Genomic DNA, 16,424 nt, shown 5'->3' with positions numbered 1-16,424 from the left:
CATTCGCCAGTGGTCAAAGGATGACGGGAGATCATAACATGGTCATCCATTTAATCATTGAACATGAGCATTTGTTAACAAAAGAGACATTGATGAAAAGAATACGATCAGCTGCAAAAGGGCAATGCCCGCAAAAATTAAAAGGCGCACTATCACTTGAAATTCGTTTATTTGATCACATGCCGTTTGACATAGCTGACTGCCAAAAAAAGCGTACATACGCAGAAAAAGGGTTGATACGCCCGGTACACGTCAGCATCTTTCAGCCGAATCTACAGCATATTCAAGAAGCACTTCATTCTATAGCCGATGAAGTTCCTCTGCAGATGGTCGATTTAAGAGTTTCTCAGTTTTATAGTATGTGTCCAAGAGTTGAAATCATTATCAATACGGTAGGTGGTGGCACGAGGCCATCACCAAAAAAGGAGACAAGCATATGAACGAGCCAAAACAACTATTCATTCAAGAAAACCAAACCTTTGTCGGTGAGATGGAAAAAGGAAAAATTCAAGTCATCGTGTTAGATGGGAATGTAGGAACGGCTTATAAAATGGATGTACCTGAACATGGAAAAACCATTATTCAAACGGCAAAAGGTCATTTTGCAAGAGTAGATCACGAGATTGGTTTTAAAATCAGTTAACTGACTGAACACATCAAAGCACAATATTATGTCCAAGACGGAAAGCCTGCGGACACTGATCAAGACCCTGCTAAAAGGGGACTTGATTGGTGTCCGTTTTTTATTTTCTTAAAAAAGGGAGAGAGCCAATATGCAAGATTTACTCATTGAATATAAAAGAGCTTTAAAGAATGCTAGAAAACAATATGAACCATTTAAAGAAAAAGAAGAACATCAGCTGTCCGTTCAAGACAAGCATGATAAAAAAATGATCGCCAGTATGGTAAGCGATCTGGAATACGTAGTAGAATGGCTTCAAATCGGAAGAGAGCCAGGTGCGCGCAGAGGATTGGACAGACGTTCAGTCTATCAGCGTACCATTCTCGCAAATCCAGAAGTGTTAGAGGCTTTATCACATGAATATACCCTTATTCAAGAGAAAGAAAGAGAAGTCAGTGAGAGAGACAAAAGACGAATTGATGAAGCTTTGTCTGTTTTAACAGATCGAGAAAAGGACGTGTTCTTTATGCACACAACACAAGGATTATCGTTTAGCGAGATTGCGGTTATGCTGGATGTCAAAAAAGGAACTGTCCAAAAACATATGGAAAGAGCGCGGACGAAGATGTCCAAAAAAGTACAAGAACGCCTATTCAGAGCTGCTGAATAGGTGTTTTTTCTGTTCAAAAATAAATCAGCTAAAGCTTGTCTTACAGTTGCCACCTATAGTTAGAAAGACCAAACGAATGTTTGCTAGCCCTACACAAATGATTCCTTCAGAGGGAACCATTCGAATTAAAAGGAGGCGGCAGGTGAATGTAAATGAAAGATAAACGGATAGAGGCCAAGCAGGATTATATGAAAGGGATGACGTACCAGCAAATTGCTGATCATTACAATGTCTCGATCCATACCGTCAAATCGTGGAAAAGACGATACGGATGGCAAAGACAAAAAACTTCGTCAAAGCAAGCACACTCGATTTTCAATCAATTTCTTTCAGATGAAACAATTGAAATCATGGAGAAAATGGATGGACGCACATCGCTTGATTTAATCTGGGACCAAATTCAAATTCAATATGCAGCCATTATTCGTGCGCAGCGAATCATGTATGTAGCAGATCAAGAGGACATGATCAAAGAGCTGAAAAAGGCGGCATACATGCCTTCTTCATTAGAAGAAACAGGCGAAGGTATTCAGACAGAACTAGACATGACCTCAGAAGAATACTCGTTTCAATTTTCATGGGATCGGCATGCGACGTTTTTGAATGCACAATCCCGTGCAATGGGTGAACTCAGACGTCTAATAAAACAGTTTGAAGAGCTCGCACATGCGAAGGATGAACGAAGATTAAGGCTGAAGCAAATTGAACTGACGATTGAAAAAACGAAAAAAGCAGTGCGTGAAGAAAAAGAGGAAGATCTTCAAATCATGATCAAGCGAAAAGAGGACGACTCATGACGCCATTGATTGAAAAAGAAGTCAATCCTCATTTTGAACACTTTCTATTCGATTGGAATCAAAAGTTTCAATTTTTAGTAGGGGGCTATGGCTCCTCTAAAAGCTATCACATTGCTTTAAAGCTTGTCTTAAAGCTGCTGGAAGAAAAGCGGACAGCACTTGTCATTCGAGAGGTGTATGATACGCACCGCGAATCAACCTTTTCTTTATTACAAGAAATCGTCAGCGACCTCGGCATCGACCATGTGGTAAAGTGCCGAAGTTCGCCGCTTGCACTAACGTTTCGAAACGGCAGCAGCATCTTATTTAAAGGACTGGACAAGCCTGAAAAATTGAAATCGATCAACAACATCTCGATCATTTGGATTGAGGAATGTTCAGAGGTTTCTTATGAAGGTTTTAAAGAGCTGCTTGGAAGGCTGAGGCATCCATCTTTACCGCTTTATATGATGTTATCGACGAATCCTGTTGGTCAGGATAATTGGACGTACAGACATTTTTTTCGAGATGAACAGCTGAAGCGATTTGTTTTAGATGACGAAACATTATACAAAAAGCGAACCGTTGTCATCAAGGATACGTATTACCATCACTCCACGGCGGAAGATAACCTATTCCTTCCTAAAAGCTACGTGAAGCAGCTGGATGAGCTGAAAGAGTATGATCCAGATCTCTATCGCATTGCGAGGAAGGGGTATTTCGGCATTAATGGCACAAAGGTTTTTCCTCAATTTGAGGTGAGAAGCCATTCTGATGTATTAGAAGCCATTCAGCAGATTGACAGACCGCTGAAACGAGCAGGCATGGATTTTGGATTTGTTGAATCATACAATGCGCTCATTCGGTTAGCTGTCGATCATGAAAAAAAGTACTTATATATTTATTGGGAATATTACGACCGCGGGAAAACAGATGATGAAACAGCCCTTGACTTGAAAGAGTTCATTGAATCAAAGGAAAAGATTAAAGCTGACGCAGCCGAACCTAAAACCATTCACTATTTTCGGCAGCGCGGCTTTCAAATGGTAGCGGCACATAAGTTCCAAGGCTCACGTTTGCAGTATACAAAAAAAATCAAACGGTTTAAGAAAATTATTTGTTCTGATGCTTGTCCATATACCATCTATGAACTTCAATCACTAACCTATAAGGCAGATAAGGATGGACGTCTAGAGGAAGATGAATTTCAAATCGATCCGCACACTTTATCAGCCATCTGGTATGCGCTGGATGATTATGAAGTGACAGATTTGAAACAGACCGCCTCGGAGCGTGTCCGTCCAAACAGAGAGAGGAGGTCCATACAATGAAACAATTGAAAGCTACCATTATGAAGGCAAACATGTCTGATCATACAAAACAAATGTATGCAGATGAATTTTCCTACGAAAAGGATGACATTGTTCCCCCGCCTTACAATATCAATGAATTAAAAAGCATGGCAGAATATTCAACCATTCTTCAGCAATGTATTGATGCGTATAAGACCAATATTTTAGGCTTTGGTTTTGGTGTTGAATACGCCTTTGACTTTAATGCAGAAGGTGTGAAACCGGCAAAAAAGAAGGCAGCAGAGAAGGAATGGACAAGACTTGAAGAGTTTACGAAATACATGAACTATGATGAGTCTGCTGATGTGGTTCTTGGCTATGTCATCGAAGACCGGGAGAAAACGGGGAATGGTTTTTTAGAGGTTCTCCGAGATGGTCAGGGAAAGCCGGCAGGAATCGAGTATTTAGATGCGCTCCATATCCGTATTTGCAAGCTTAGTGAGCCAGTTGACGTTGAATTCCGGTATACAGAAAACGGCGAAGTGAAAACAATGAATCGAAAGAAACGATTCCGTAAATATGTGCAGGTGATCAATGAAAAGAAAGTCTTCTTCAAGGAGTATGGTGATCCGCGCATTTTACATTGTGAAACAGGCAAATACGATGACACCACCCCAGAGCCGCTGCGCGCAACAGAAGTGATTCATTTTAAAATCGGCAGTGGAACGTATGGAATTCCCCGCTGGATTGGCAACATCGTCAATATGTATGGAGCACGCAAGGCAGAAGAGCTGAACTACCTTTATTTTAAACAAGGGCGGCATGTACCTGGAGCCATCATTGTCGAAAATGGAATGCTGTCTGAGTCTTCCTATCAGCAGCTTCAGGATTATATGGACGATATTGAAGGCTCTGATCATGCACATAAGTTTCTCTTGCTTGAAGTCGAAGGTCTCCCGACGGAAAAAGGGTTAACTGGAGAAGAAGATGTCTCAAATGTCAAAGTGAACTTCAAATCTCTGGCAGAGATCTTGCAAGAAGATGCACTCTTTTTAGAATACGATGAAAAAACAAGAAACAAGATCCGCTCTGCTTTTCGCCTGCCGCCTATTTACACAGGTGAGTCTCAAGACTATAACAAAGCGACAGCCGATACGGCGCGGAAAACAACAGAAGAACAGGTATTTCAGCCTGAACGGCATCTCATCACAGGAAAACTCAATACCCTTTTCCTGCCGGATCTTGATATTTGGCACGTTCGTTTCCTATTAAATGGACCTGACTTTAGAGATCCATTAGAGATTGCCAAGGTTCTGACACCGTTTATTCAGGCTGGGGCAGTGTCACCAAACGATTTGCGAGATCTAGCGGGACGTATCCTTGGGAAACCGTTAGAGGAATGGCCGGAGGATCTCTATCACAGACCTTTAGAAAGCCGCATGACATCAGCCGAGCAACAGCCTCAACGAGAGACGAATCAGCTGAAGAAATAAACCGAAGCGCATGCGCTTTTTTGAAAGGGGGTGAACATATGCCAAGAGAATTAAAAAACGCAAAAATTACGCATGTTTCCTATGTGGACAGAGCCGCAAACAAAAAGAAATTCTTTTTGATGAAGGCAAAGAAAAGCCAGCCTGACTTTCAAAAGGAGGTTAGTGTGCTGACAAAGGCAGAAGATGCTCATCGCCTTGTGTATGGTGTCGTGTATGAACCGAATACACCTGATGCACACCAAGACTTTATGTCTGCAACAGAAATTGAAAGAGCGGCACATGGTTTTATGAAGGATGCTCGTCACATTGACAAGCAGCATGATTTTCAACATGGTGTGGGCGAGGTTGTTGAATCATACATTGCCCCCGCTGATTTTGAGGTAGGCGGTGAGCTGATTCGAAAAGGATCTTGGGTACTTGTAACAAAGGCTTCCCAAGAGATTTGGGATCAAATTCAGAAAGGCCACATTACAGGGTATTCAATGGCTGGAACGGCGGACATCGTAGCAATAGAAGAACAAGATCAGCTCCTATCTCAAAGCACAAATGAGAGAGGGCTTTTTTCTTTGCTGAAAAATTTCTTTTTGAAAGAGGAAGGTGCAAACATGTCACAACAATTTTGGAGCGTTTTAGACCATCTGCTGGAAGCCTTACAGTCAAGTGATGGTGATGAGACGGTCGTAAGAGCAGCGCTTGAGCAATTGCTGCCAATCGTGCAGGACATTTTGAAGACAGAGGATGTGCTTCAAACGATTGGTGAAAGGCCAGCCTCCGTACAAAAACAAGATGCCGCTTTGACGACGGAGCAAGTACAAGAGCTTGAAAAAGCAAAAATGGCCATTGAAAACGTCTTACAGCAGGCAGAACAGCAGGAAACAGATCAAACAGAGGAAGAACCTGTCCAAAAGGTGCTTGAGCAAGTCGTTGCACCGATTCGTCATCAGCTTTCTTCCTTAGAGAAATCAGCCAGCAGAGAAAAAGCAGCGCTTGAGCAAGTGCTTCAGCAGCAGCTTTTGCCTATTTCAGAGCGGATTCACATGCTTGAAAAAGCGCGCGGTTTGTCAAAACAAACAATCCACGATACACAAAACGACAGTACAAAGCCCATATGGGATGGCTTACTATAAGCCTAAATAAGGAGGAAACAGTGTGAGAAATCAAGAGTTGATTCGCAAGGCCGAAATGACACTTGCCAGCTTAAAAACCGGCGGTCTCATGAACGCAACCCAATCCAACACATTCATTAGAATGATGCAAAATACACCAACCGTTTTAAATGATGCACGTATCATTCCAATGGAAAGTGATTCACAAAAAATCGAAAAAATCGGCTTTGGCCAGCGTATTTTGCGCCCAGCAGAAGAAGGCAAAGCACTTGATGCGAAAGACCGTGTTGTCCCAGCGACAAGCACTGTCCAGCTAAATGCGAAAGAGGTCATCGCAGAGATTCATATGACCTATGACAGCATTGAAAACAATATTGAGAAAGACGGAATTCAGCAGACAATTATGCAAATGCTCGCTGAACGAGCAGCCGTTGACATTGAAGAGCTCATCGTCAATGGCGATACGACTTCTGCAGATCCATTTTTAGCTCAAATGGATGGCGTGAGAAAACAAGCAGTCTCTCATATCGTAGATGCAAACGGAGCGGAAATCAGCCGCCAGATGTTTAAGCAAGCTTATAAAGCGATGCCATCAAAATATTTACGTGTACCTCAGGATTTCCGTTTCTACACATCCCCAAGCTTAGAAGTTGAATGGAAGGATCAAGTAGCAAACCGTCAGACAGGCCTTGGAGATGCGGCCATTCAAGGCGGACTTTCTTCTGCATTTGGTGTGCCGGTCAAAGGTCTTGCCAATATGCAGCCATATGACGAAGCGGGAACAGACGTATCAGATATTTTGCTGACACACCCTAAAAATATTATCGTAGGTTTCTCTCGTAATATTCGAATTGAAGTAGAAAAAGATATTCGCAGCCGTAAATTTATTATTGTCCTCACAGCGAAGCTAGACAGTAAATTTGAGGAAGAGGATGCTGTAGCAAAAGTGATGAAAGTGAAAGAGTAGGTGACGGCAGGCCATGATCATTTCTGCTGAAGAACTGCAAGCCTATTCTGTATTTGATCGTGTGAAAAATCGATCTGTGGAAAGACTGACAGCAGATATTATCGAAGCAGAAGCTGCGGTATTTCAGATCGTAGGTCACGATTTCTCAAACGAAAAATATCAGCCCCTCCCTGAAAAAGCAAGAATCGCATTATTAAAAATGGCCCAATATTTTGCCATGCTGAATGATGATGAATCTATGATGAAAGGCTTTACGTCAGAGAAAATGGGCGATTATTCATATGCGAAGGCAGCTGATCAAGTCAAAGTCAGACCCTATGTATATGCCCTGCTTGTAGATTACATTGAACCAACATTGACCGGCGGCAGTGCCAAGTTAAAGGTGAGGTCATTATGAGCTATCAATCTCTATTAACAGATCGCTGTGATCTTTTTCATCTTGAACAGCAGGATTCCGCCCGCGGAAAATTTGGAATTCCAGCTGATGATTTACAAATAACACTTTCCTATCCTGATACTCCCAGCTTGACCGATCTTGCTTGTTATGTCATAGAAAAGAACCAGTCACTTGTGCAAGAAGAGCCGAATACAGTCATTTATCAATCCTATCTTGTCCATTTTCCTTTAGCAAGTGATATTCGCTTGCATGACAAAATAGTGTGGAATGGCGTGTCACTCAAATTACAGCAGCCTAAAAAAGTGAAAAATCATCACATCGAAGTGATAGCAGTCAGGAAGGAAAATCTATGAAAATTGATGGACTTGACCGGTTGATTTCGCAGCTGCGGACAGCGTGTGATGGCGGCTTAAAGGCAGAATATCAAGATTGGCTGGAGGACATGGGCCTGCAGTTTTTAGACATCATTCAGGATGAATTAATCAAGGAGAATGCTGTTGATACAGGCCGGCTTCTTAGATCCTTTACACAAGGCGATAAGGAGAATCATTTTCTCATTTCAAAAGGCGGCCTCACACTTGAGGTGGGAACGCAGCTTGAATATGCCTCCTATGTCAATGACGGACATGCCACTTCTTCAAGTGGAGAGCGAAGATGGGTGCCTGGCAGATGGACTGGCAGCCGCTTTGAATATGATCCGAATGCAAGTACAGGAATGATGCTTGCCTCTCAATGGATTGATGGCAATGGCTACTGGGATCATGCTGTCATGCTCTATGAGCAAATGTTTGAACAGTCGCTGGATCGAAAGCTGCAAAGCTGGTTCGATCGACATTTTGGGAGGTGATGGAATGAATCAAGAAGTCGGGGCAATCATGCATTATATCTACACACACTTTCCTGTGACAATGTATGATCGTCTTTTGCCAGAACGCTTTCAAGTGCCATCCGTTTATGTGCCGCCTGTGACAGTGATCAGTGGTCCAGATACGGTCTCTACCTTTATGAAATCTTATTCGCTGCAAGTGAAAGTCTTTCATATTGATACAGAAAAAGCACATGATGCGGCAGAAACAATCGTTGATGCATTGCTTGCTGATCGTCAAATCATTCAGATGATGAGTGAAGACGGAGAGGTGCTTGATGATTATGTCCGCATAAAAAGAGTGGAAACAAGAATGATAGATCAAGGCGTAGCAGCGATTGTCCTGACGTGGGATAGCAGCTATTGGTACAACCGTGACAAACAGGCAAGCCTTGAAGATATCAACTTTTCAGATGGGGTGATCAAACGTGAGCAAGACTAAACATGCACAGCCCGCTCAAACAGCCGGCGAAGAAAAAGAATTTGGCTTTTCATTTGAAGCCTTAAAGGAGCACAGTAAGGATCTTTTTGGGGTCAAACCAGAAATCCTTGAAGGTGCTCTTTTTTATATCAAACATCAACCAATTACAAAAACAGAAGCGAAAAAGCACATTGATGCTTTTTTGTCCAAGGAGGTTTAAAGGATGAACGGAGGCACTTTTACACCAGGTACAGAGAAAAAGCGTCCTGGTATTTACTTTAATTTTAAAACAACAGCAGAGCAGCGAATTACTTTAGGCGATCGAGGTACGGTGGCACTTCCCCTTGTGATGAGCTGGGGAGAACCAAAAACCTTTATTTCCGTTTCAAATATGGAAGATTTAAATAAAAAGGTTGGACTCAACATTGATGATAAGTCACTTCTTCTTTTCCGTGAAGCAAAGAAAAAAGCGCAAACGGTCTTACTTTACCGCCTAAATGAAGGAGAGCCGGCCAAAGCCGAAATTGCTGAAAATTTTGTCGTCACAGCAAATTATGGCGGCCTAAAAGGAAATGAGATCACAGTACAAGTCGCAGAAAATGTACTTGATAGCACAAAACGCGATGTGATCACTTATCTTGGAACAGATATTGTGGATAAACAGGTCGTCACTGATGTCAAAGACCTTGTGAAAAACAAATACGTTCAATTTTCTGGTGAAGGTGAAGCCGTCATCACAGCAGGTGTGGCACTAAGCGGCGGGAAAAACGGCGTGGCAAGTGTCGCAGATTATACAGCTTTCCTAGAAGCAGCAGAAACAGAATACTTCGATGTCATTGCTCTTCCAGTCGATAATAGTGAGCAATTAAAAGCAACCTTCGCTTCATTTATCGAGCGTTTGCGTGATAAGCAAGGACGTAAGGTGCAAGGGGTTGTGGCGAATTATGCAGCTGACCAAGAAGGAATCATCAATGTGACAAGCGGTGTTGTACTCGAAGATGGAACCGAACTAACACCTGCTCAAACAACAGCATGGGTCGCAGGTGCAAGTGCCGGAGCAAATTTCAATCAGTCACTGACCTTTGTTGAATACGAAGGAGCGGTCGATACATTAGAACGTCTTGACAATGATCAAGTAGAATACCGATTATCGCAAGGGGAGTTCCTTTTCACCTTTGATGCGAGAGATCGTACCGTGAGTGTTGAAAAAGATATTAACTCCTTGACAAGCTTCACAGCTGAAAAGAACCAGCAAATGGCGAAAAACAAAATCATTCGTGTGCTTGATGCGATTAACAATGATTTAACATTCGAATTAAAAAATCTGATTAAATTACGTAAAGCCAATGGCAATGACATTCCAGCATCAGATGATGGAGTGCAGCTTGTGAAAACACTGATTACCCAGTATCTCACACAGCTTCAAGATGGCAGCGGCATTACAGGCTTTAATTCAGAAACAGATATTGTAATTGGCCTCAATGAAGATCGTGATGGATTTATCATCGATTTAGCGGTTCAACCAGTAGATGCAGCAGAAAAATTCTATTTCAATGTGGAGGTGAAGTAAGATGGCTTTTAAAGCACAAAATACAATTTCAGGTAAAGAAGGTCGTCTTTTCTTAGAAGGTGAGGAGCTTGCATTTATCAAAACCTTCGAAGCAAACGTGGAGAAAAACAAATCAGAAGTGAACGTCATGGGCCGCCGAATGACTGGACATAAAACAACGGGAGCAAACGGAACAGGAACGGCAACCTTCTATAAAGTTACGTCGCGTTTCGTTCAATTGATGCTCAATTACGTGAAAAAAGGAGAAGATCCATATTTCACTCTTCAAGCTGTCATTGACGATAAATCATCAGGCCGTGGCACAGAGCGTGTGACGTTATTTGATGTCAACTTTGATTCTGCTAAAATCGCTGGATTAGATGTTGATTCAGAGGCGCTTGAAGAAGAGGTTCCTTTCACGTTTGAAGACTTTGATCTTCCTGAGAAGTTAAAGAATTCTTTCTAAGAAAAGTGGAGGAAATTAGCTAATTAATTAGCAAAATAATAACTGAATATGCTATAATGCAGTTGTAATACAACCGTTTTGAAGCGGTTTTAATTTCGTCTGGTAACGTCTTGTATTCGATTCATTAAAATATGTTTACATGCAAAGCAATTTGCATAAAATAAAAAGAAGCCAGGATGCTCTAACATCCCGGCAATGTACAATGAGGCCCTTCAAGGGGCTGGCTTATCGAATAGGTTCTTTAGGTAGACTTCCCTTTAACCTTCCACAGCTCAAGGGGGAGTCTATTTTTTGTCTATATACGTCAACAAAGTAAAGATAAACATCCCGAATAAAAGCATAAGGGAAATCGCTTCAAATGTTGACATATGCATCACCCCCTTCCTATTGGGTGAGCCAGACGCCCTTGAGCAAGCCGTTCAATTGTACAATTTAAATGATACATGAAAAGATTGGAAAGCACATTCAAAAAATGGATGTGCTTTTTTGCATTCAAAAAAACATAACAAAGGGAGTTTTTAAACATGAGTGAAAAACAAACATTTGATCTTTCATTTTTTATGCCAGGACAAACAGTAGAAGCGGAAGAAGTCAAAGTACCGATTTCTAAGCGTTTTGTTGATAAAAAAGGGAATGTCATTCCTTTTGTCTTTAAAGCTATTACAACTGAACGTATTGATGAATTGGAAAAAGAAAACACAACCTTCAAAAATGTCAAAGGCAGAGGACGTGTGAAAGACTTAGACAGCCAGCGCTTCTACGCACGTATTGCGATTGAATCGACGATTTATCCAGATTTCCGCTCAAAGGAATTAAGAGAAGCCTACAGCACACAAGATCCAGTTGAAGTAGCAAAACGTGTCCTGTCAGTCGGCGGTGAATATGCGAACTGGTTAAACAAAGCGATCGAGATCAACGGATTCGAAGATGAAATTGAAGATTTAGAAGAAGCAGCAAAAAACTAATAAAAGATGGGGACAAAGAAGCGGTGTTTTTATATTACGCAATGCACGAGCTTCACTACTCCCCATCTGAACTCCTGGAATTATACGAATCACCAAGACCATTCAAAGCATTCCTTTTCGGACTCATCAGCTACAAGCTAGACATGCTAGAAAAAGAAGCAAAGAAAGGAGGTAAATAATTGGCGAAACTTACAGCACGATTTGAATTAGAAGACCGGGTATCGAAGAAGTTATTACGCATTCAAAAACGATTTCAAACATTTGAGAAGCAGCTCAAACCATTTAGAAAACCAGTGAAAATAAGTCTGGAAATGGATGAAAAGAAATTAAGAAACCTCACTTTATCATTGCGGAAAGTTTCAGGATTTTCTATGAGGCTGGATCAAGGAATCTATCGGGATCTAAAAGCATTGAACAATCAGTTAAATATGATTCCAAATCATCTGGTCATATCCTTTCAAGCGAAGGGGCTGGATGTCATTAAATCCAGCATAGATCGTTTGAAACAAATGGGGACAAGTCCCATTATGCTGACGTTTAAACTAAACGATCAATTGTCAGCGAAAATGTCATCGATCAAAAAATCAATCCTTCAGCTCATCAACAGAACATACTATATGAGATTAAACATGGTTGACCAAGCCACCGCCGCAATTCAACGAATCAAAAAGACACTCAAAAGCTTGACGATGTCTAAACACGAAATCAGAGTATCTGTTCAAGACAATGCAAAAAGTAAGTTGAAAAAAAGAGATCAGGCAGAGTCTGTTGTGAAAGAAAAAACCATAAAAAAAGATCCTGAGACTGCTAGTCCGTCAGTTAAAACGGATGAACCTAAACAGAGTTGGCTCCAAAGCTTTGCCAATAAAGGATTAAATGAAATTCAAAAATATGCGGGTGACGTTGCAGACAAAGTGAAGGAGAAATTGAGTCCTAGAAAGTTTTGGGATGAAAAAGCACTTCCTTGGGTTGAAAATAAAATGGAAGAGTACAAACAAGATGTGATCGGAAGAATTAAAGAGAAGATTAAATTTAATCCTGAAGAAAAACTAGATCAATTGGTGAAGACTGGATTAGATCGCCTCTTTGGTACAAGTGATCCATCAAGTGAAAACAACAGTACCACTCCGGCACCAACAACAGCACCAACAACAGCACCGACAACTGCACCAACATCAACACCATCTAATTCGGCTCCTAAAACGCAGCCTAAGCCGCGAGGTGGAAAAGGTTTGTTTCGCAGTAGTTGCTGCCCTTGTTGTGCAAGAGGTATAAGCAGCCGAGGATCTACTAAAGCGAAAAATGGCCGTTCACCGAGACGATCAACAAATCCAAATGCCACATCAAGAACCGAAATGAATAGAAGGCCTCCAAGTAAATTAGGGAAACTGAAATCAAATGCAGGTAAATTATTTGGAAAAATCCCTAGTGGACTAAAGAAAGGTGCGGGTATCGCAGCTTCAGTTGGCGGACTTACGGGTCTAATGAAAGGTGGCAAGGGGTTAAGTGGACTAGGAGATGCGGTGAAAAATATCGGTAAAGGGAGCGGTAAATTATTAAAGAAAGTACCTATTCTAGGTGGTTTACTTAGCGCAACAAATTTAATCGGTATGAAAAAAGAGAATGCTGGTGAAAAGATCGGTACGACTGGAGGCGGTATCGCCGGCGGGATGGCAGGTGCAGCAGCAGGTGCAGCTATTGGAAGCGTAGTTCCAGGAGTAGGTACAGCCATCGGTGGTCTAGTAGGCGGCATCGCTGGAAGTATGGGCGGCGAATCTATCGGTGAAACGATCGGAAAATGGTTTGATGGCGGCGGATTTGAAAAGATTGGCCAAAAAGCCATTGAAATCAAAGACCAAATTGTTGAAGTTTGGTCAACAGTTGCGACTTGGTTCACAGAAAATGTCTGGACACCATTAAGCAATACGGTTGTCACAGTAGCATCATCCATCTGGTCAAGCCTAGTCAATGCCTGGACATGGATCCAAGAAACATTCAGTACAGTCGCAGGCTGGTTTATTGAGAACGTCTGGACGCCGTTAAGCGGTACAGTCGTTACAGTAGCCACGACCATCTGGTCAAGCCTAGTCAATGCCTGGACATGGATTCAAGAAACGTTCAGCGCAGTCGCAGGCTGGTTTATCGAGAACGTCTGGACGCCACTAAGCAGCACAGTTGTTACAGTCGCTACAGGGATTTGGACAGCATTATCAAATGCATGGAAAAAGATACAATCAATCTTTGGAGTTGTATCGACATGGTTTATGGAAAATGTGTGGAATCCACTTGTAGATACAGTAGGAACCATTAAAGACAGTTTCGGTAAAAAGTTTGAAGAAGCGTATAAAGTCGTGACAGATATATGGGATGGATTATCCAAATGGTTTGAGGACAACATTCAAAAGCCAATTGTAAAAGTAGCAGAAGCTATTGGTGATGGGTTTTCTAAAGCGTTTGGCTGGGTCAAAAAGATTTTTGATAAGGCTGGCGGTGGGGTTGATTTTATATTGAAACATGTCTTTGGAACCCCTGATAAAAAAGCCACAGGCGGCTATATCACCCAGCCAACCTTATCATGGGTCGGTGAAGCTGGTAACGAATTTGTTATTCCAACTCAAAATAACCGAGGACGCGGAAAAATGCTGCTTGCTCAGGCTGCTTCTCAACTTGGAATGTCTGTTATGCCAAGCGGAGCAGCTGGAAATCAAGTATCAAGCTCTCCAGCTCCTACAGCTGTAGCTGCATCATCTTCTGTCGGTTCAATAGACGGATCGGTCTCGATGACTGCGAACATTCAAGCCTCTAGCATTGGCGAGCAATTTAATAACGATTTTGAACAAGGGTTAAACCGTAAAGTCATCTCTCTTGATCAATGGAAACAAAAGAATATTCAGCAGCCTTTTGGTCAATTGACATCAGACTCAGGAAAGTATGGTCAGCAAACGGTTTCTGCCTTTGCAAACGGTCAGCAGATGACACCAACAGGAACAAATAGCTTTTTACAAAGTCGTGTAAAAGCACCCTACCAACAAGTCATGACAGCATCACCAACTTGGGGTTCTGGAACGGTGAGTGGTTTTGCAGCAGGCCAAAATGCCACATCAATTGGGACGAGCCAATACGTAGATCAAAACATCAAACAACCATTCCTGCAAGCAAAACAAGAATCACCAGGCTGGGGTTCTGGAATGATTGACGCCTTTAACAGCGGCATGCGTTCCAAAGGAAGCGAAGTCACGCAAGCAGCCAAAGATATGGCGAAGAAAGTAGAACAGGCGTTTAGAGAGGAATTAGACATTCATTCCCCTTCACGCGTCATGATGAGTCTTGGAAAATTCGCATCGATCGGTGTCGTCAAAGGGCTTGACTCAGTTGATGTGAAAAAATTTGCTGAAAATCAGGCTGGTTCATTGATTGGTGCCTTCAGCGGGATGGGGGCTTCAGGTCTTAGTGTTCAGCAATGGCTGATGGCAGCTCTGATGGCAACTGGCACATCTATGAACTGGCTTCCAGGTCTGATGACCATCGCGCAGCATGAATCAAATGGAAATCCGAGAGCGATCAACTTATGGGATTCCAACGCTAAAAAGGGAACCCCTTCTAAAGGCTTAATGCAAACCATTGGAACGACGTTTAACGCCAATAAAGGCAAAGGCATGAATGACATTTGGAACCCAATTCATAATGCCGTAGCAGCCATTAACTACATTAAGGGCAGATATGGAACAGTCTTCAACACACCGGGATTACGAAGTATGAGAAGAGGCGGCCCTTATAAAGGCTACGCAAATGGCGGACTGATTACTCAAGAGCAGGTTGCTAGAGTCGGTGAAGGAAATAAACGCGAATGGATTATTCCTGAGGAAAGAGGCATTCGCGGAAGGTATTTATTGACGCAGGCAGCCAAGGCACTTGGGATGCAAGTATATGATCCATCAAATGCATCTGCTCCTTTACCGGAAGCACAGATGCAGCAAGTCACCTCAGCTCAGACTACTGGCAGTACAACACCGTCAGGTAATAAACAAATCACGATTCAGTTCAATGGAGATCAGCATTTCCATAATGGACAAGACCAGCAATCGCTAGTCGAAAAAATTAAACAAATGCTTGTAGATGAACTGGAAGTAGAGCTTCATACAGGAACGAAGGGGGTCGTAATTGATGGGTAAATCAGTGTATCAATTGTGGATTTCCCAAGGAAAGGACAAGTTGCGATTCCCTGTCCTTCCATCCGAACTCGAAATCACAAATAACGTACAAAATGAAACGGTAAAGGTCGCCTCTTTTGGAGAACTGACCTTTATTGACGTACCATCGGCGAAACAAGTATCATTCACCTCATTATTTCCTAAGAAATATTCGCCGATTGCTGAATATAAAAGCATTCCATCACCAGAGAATGCGATCGCGAAAATTGAACGAATGATGCGTTCAAAGAAATCCGTGCGGTTGATTGTAACTGGAACAAAAATCAATATGACGTGCAGCATTGAAAGCTTCACCCACAAGGAAGGGTCATATGATATTGGAGATCGTGAATTTACGATTGAGTTAAAGGAATATAAAACCGCATCGCCTAGGAAAATCAAACGAAAGAAAAAAGCAAAACAAACGAAAAAGAAGCGGCCTTCAAAAACACCACCAAAAATGTACACCGTCAAAAAAGGGGATACACTATGGGCCATTTCTGGCAGGTTTTATGGAGACAGTACAAAATGGCGGCGTATTTGGAATGCCAATAAATTAGTGATGATTAAACGTAGCAGACGTAATATTAAGCAGCCGGGGCATTGGATTTTCCCTGGACAAAGGTTAAAAATACCACAATAGGG

20 protein-coding genes are annotated in these 16,424 nt (G+C 42.1%); 19 read left to right on the top strand and 1 reads right to left on the bottom strand.

The genetic code is table 11. From position 1 onward, the window contains the following. Nucleotides 1-38: 38 nt before the first annotated feature. The 15 genes from AWT60_RS05350 to AWT60_RS05280 all read left to right on the top strand — a co-directional run bounded on the left by AWT60_RS05350 (nucleotide 39) and on the right by AWT60_RS05280 (nucleotide 10,624). Nucleotides 39-440, top strand: coding sequence for a RusA family crossover junction endodeoxyribonuclease (locus AWT60_RS05350; RefSeq protein ID WP_034624557.1), 402 nt, complete (start codon nucleotides 39-41; stop codon nucleotides 438-440). After that, nucleotides 437-643: an XtrA/YqaO family protein gene (locus AWT60_RS05345; RefSeq protein ID WP_024423268.1), complete on the top strand. Its 207-nt coding sequence runs from the start codon at nucleotides 437-439 to the stop codon at nucleotides 641-643. The genes AWT60_RS05350 and AWT60_RS05345 overlap by 4 nt, the downstream gene beginning before the upstream one ends. A gap of 130 nt (nucleotides 644-773) precedes the next feature. Beyond that, the gene (locus AWT60_RS05340; RefSeq protein WP_024423267.1) at nucleotides 774-1,292 is read left to right on the top strand and encodes a sigma-70 family RNA polymerase sigma factor; all 519 of its coding nucleotides are present in this window, start codon (nucleotides 774-776) and stop codon (nucleotides 1,290-1,292) included. A 152-nt stretch (nucleotides 1,293-1,444) separates the two neighbouring features. After that, entirely contained in the window at nucleotides 1,445-2,089 is a 645-nt protein-coding gene (terS, locus tag AWT60_RS05335) for a phage terminase small subunit (RefSeq protein WP_076839883.1), read from the top strand. 8 nt (nucleotides 2,090-2,097) lie between these two features. Beyond that, entirely contained in the window at nucleotides 2,098-3,399 is a 1,302-nt protein-coding gene (locus tag AWT60_RS05330) for a PBSX family phage terminase large subunit (protein ID WP_163115067.1), read from the top strand. Beyond that, nucleotides 3,396-4,853, top strand: a complete 1,458-nt coding sequence (locus AWT60_RS05325; protein ID WP_218677001.1) for a phage portal protein — start codon at nucleotides 3,396-3,398, stop codon at nucleotides 4,851-4,853. The genes AWT60_RS05330 and AWT60_RS05325 overlap by 4 nt, the downstream gene beginning before the upstream one ends. A gap of 38 nt (nucleotides 4,854-4,891) precedes the next feature. After that, the gene (locus AWT60_RS05320; RefSeq protein WP_041107592.1) at nucleotides 4,892-5,980 is read left to right on the top strand and encodes an XkdF-like putative serine protease domain-containing protein; all 1,089 of its coding nucleotides are present in this window, start codon (nucleotides 4,892-4,894) and stop codon (nucleotides 5,978-5,980) included. A 22-nt stretch (nucleotides 5,981-6,002) separates the two neighbouring features. Next, entirely contained in the window at nucleotides 6,003-6,926 is a 924-nt protein-coding gene (locus AWT60_RS05315) for a phage major capsid protein (RefSeq protein ID WP_024425904.1), read from the top strand. A 13-nt stretch (nucleotides 6,927-6,939) separates the two neighbouring features. Further along, complete coding sequence (gene yqbG, locus AWT60_RS05310) at nucleotides 6,940-7,323, top strand: protein YqbG (RefSeq protein ID WP_041107590.1); 384 nt, start codon at nucleotides 6,940-6,942, stop codon at nucleotides 7,321-7,323. Continuing rightward, nucleotides 7,320-7,676 carry a YqbH/XkdH family protein gene (locus tag AWT60_RS05305; protein WP_041107588.1) on the top strand — a complete coding sequence of 119 codons (357 nt, stop codon included), beginning with the start codon at nucleotides 7,320-7,322 and terminating at the stop codon, nucleotides 7,674-7,676. Before yqbG ends, AWT60_RS05305 begins: the two co-directional genes overlap by 4 nt. After that, the gene (locus AWT60_RS05300) at nucleotides 7,673-8,170 is read left to right on the top strand and encodes an HK97 gp10 family phage protein (protein WP_041107586.1); all 498 of its coding nucleotides are present in this window, start codon (nucleotides 7,673-7,675) and stop codon (nucleotides 8,168-8,170) included. The genes AWT60_RS05305 and AWT60_RS05300 overlap by 4 nt, the downstream gene beginning before the upstream one ends. A gap of 4 nt (nucleotides 8,171-8,174) precedes the next feature. Continuing rightward, entirely contained in the window at nucleotides 8,175-8,630 is a 456-nt protein-coding gene (locus AWT60_RS05295; protein ID WP_039180991.1) for a phage tail terminator family protein, read from the top strand. Then, nucleotides 8,617-8,829 carry a YqzN/YkzM domain-containing protein gene (locus tag AWT60_RS05290; RefSeq protein WP_034282476.1) on the top strand — a complete coding sequence of 71 codons (213 nt, stop codon included), beginning with the start codon at nucleotides 8,617-8,619 and terminating at the stop codon, nucleotides 8,827-8,829. The genes AWT60_RS05295 and AWT60_RS05290 overlap by 14 nt, the downstream gene beginning before the upstream one ends. Before the next feature lie 3 nt (nucleotides 8,830-8,832). After that, nucleotides 8,833-10,179 carry a phage tail sheath family protein gene (locus AWT60_RS05285; protein ID WP_041107583.1) on the top strand — a complete coding sequence of 449 codons (1,347 nt, stop codon included), beginning with the start codon at nucleotides 8,833-8,835 and terminating at the stop codon, nucleotides 10,177-10,179. 1 nt (nucleotide 10,180) lies between these two features. Beyond that, entirely contained in the window at nucleotides 10,181-10,624 is a 444-nt protein-coding gene (locus AWT60_RS05280; protein ID WP_003213309.1) for a phage tail tube protein, read from the top strand. Between the two features lie 284 nt (nucleotides 10,625-10,908). On the opposite strand, the gene AWT60_RS18705 is transcribed toward AWT60_RS05280, so the two are convergent. Continuing rightward, nucleotides 10,909-10,965, bottom strand: coding sequence for a putative holin-like toxin (locus AWT60_RS18705; protein WP_350223447.1), 57 nt, complete (start codon nucleotides 10,963-10,965; stop codon nucleotides 10,909-10,911). Between the two features lie 183 nt (nucleotides 10,966-11,148). Here AWT60_RS18705 and AWT60_RS05275 point away from each other — a divergent pair, with 183 nt between their 5' ends. The 4 genes from AWT60_RS05275 to AWT60_RS05260 are packed head-to-tail and all read left to right on the top strand — an operon-like array spanning nucleotide 11,149 to nucleotide 16,422. Further along, nucleotides 11,149-11,589 carry a phage tail assembly chaperone gene (locus tag AWT60_RS05275; RefSeq protein WP_012011040.1) on the top strand — a complete coding sequence of 147 codons (441 nt, stop codon included), beginning with the start codon at nucleotides 11,149-11,151 and terminating at the stop codon, nucleotides 11,587-11,589. A 41-nt stretch (nucleotides 11,590-11,630) separates the two neighbouring features. Further along, nucleotides 11,631-11,768, top strand: a complete 138-nt coding sequence (locus AWT60_RS05270) for a hypothetical protein (protein ID WP_095357030.1) — start codon at nucleotides 11,631-11,633, stop codon at nucleotides 11,766-11,768. After that, the gene (locus tag AWT60_RS05265; RefSeq protein WP_218677000.1) at nucleotides 11,769-15,761 is read left to right on the top strand and encodes a transglycosylase SLT domain-containing protein; all 3,993 of its coding nucleotides are present in this window, start codon (nucleotides 11,769-11,771) and stop codon (nucleotides 15,759-15,761) included. Further along, the gene (locus AWT60_RS05260; protein ID WP_076839876.1) at nucleotides 15,754-16,422 is read left to right on the top strand and encodes a LysM peptidoglycan-binding domain-containing protein; all 669 of its coding nucleotides are present in this window, start codon (nucleotides 15,754-15,756) and stop codon (nucleotides 16,420-16,422) included. Before AWT60_RS05265 ends, AWT60_RS05260 begins: the two co-directional genes overlap by 8 nt. Nucleotides 16,423-16,424 lie beyond the last annotated feature (2 nt).

The organism is Bacillus sp. F2HM, assembly GCF_019266135.1.
Taxonomy (GTDB): domain Bacteria; phylum Bacillota; class Bacilli; order Bacillales; family Bacillaceae; genus Bacillus; species Bacillus safensis.
The sequence above is the reverse complement of the archived record's forward strand: the minus strand, read 5'-3'. Positions and strand labels throughout refer to the sequence as shown.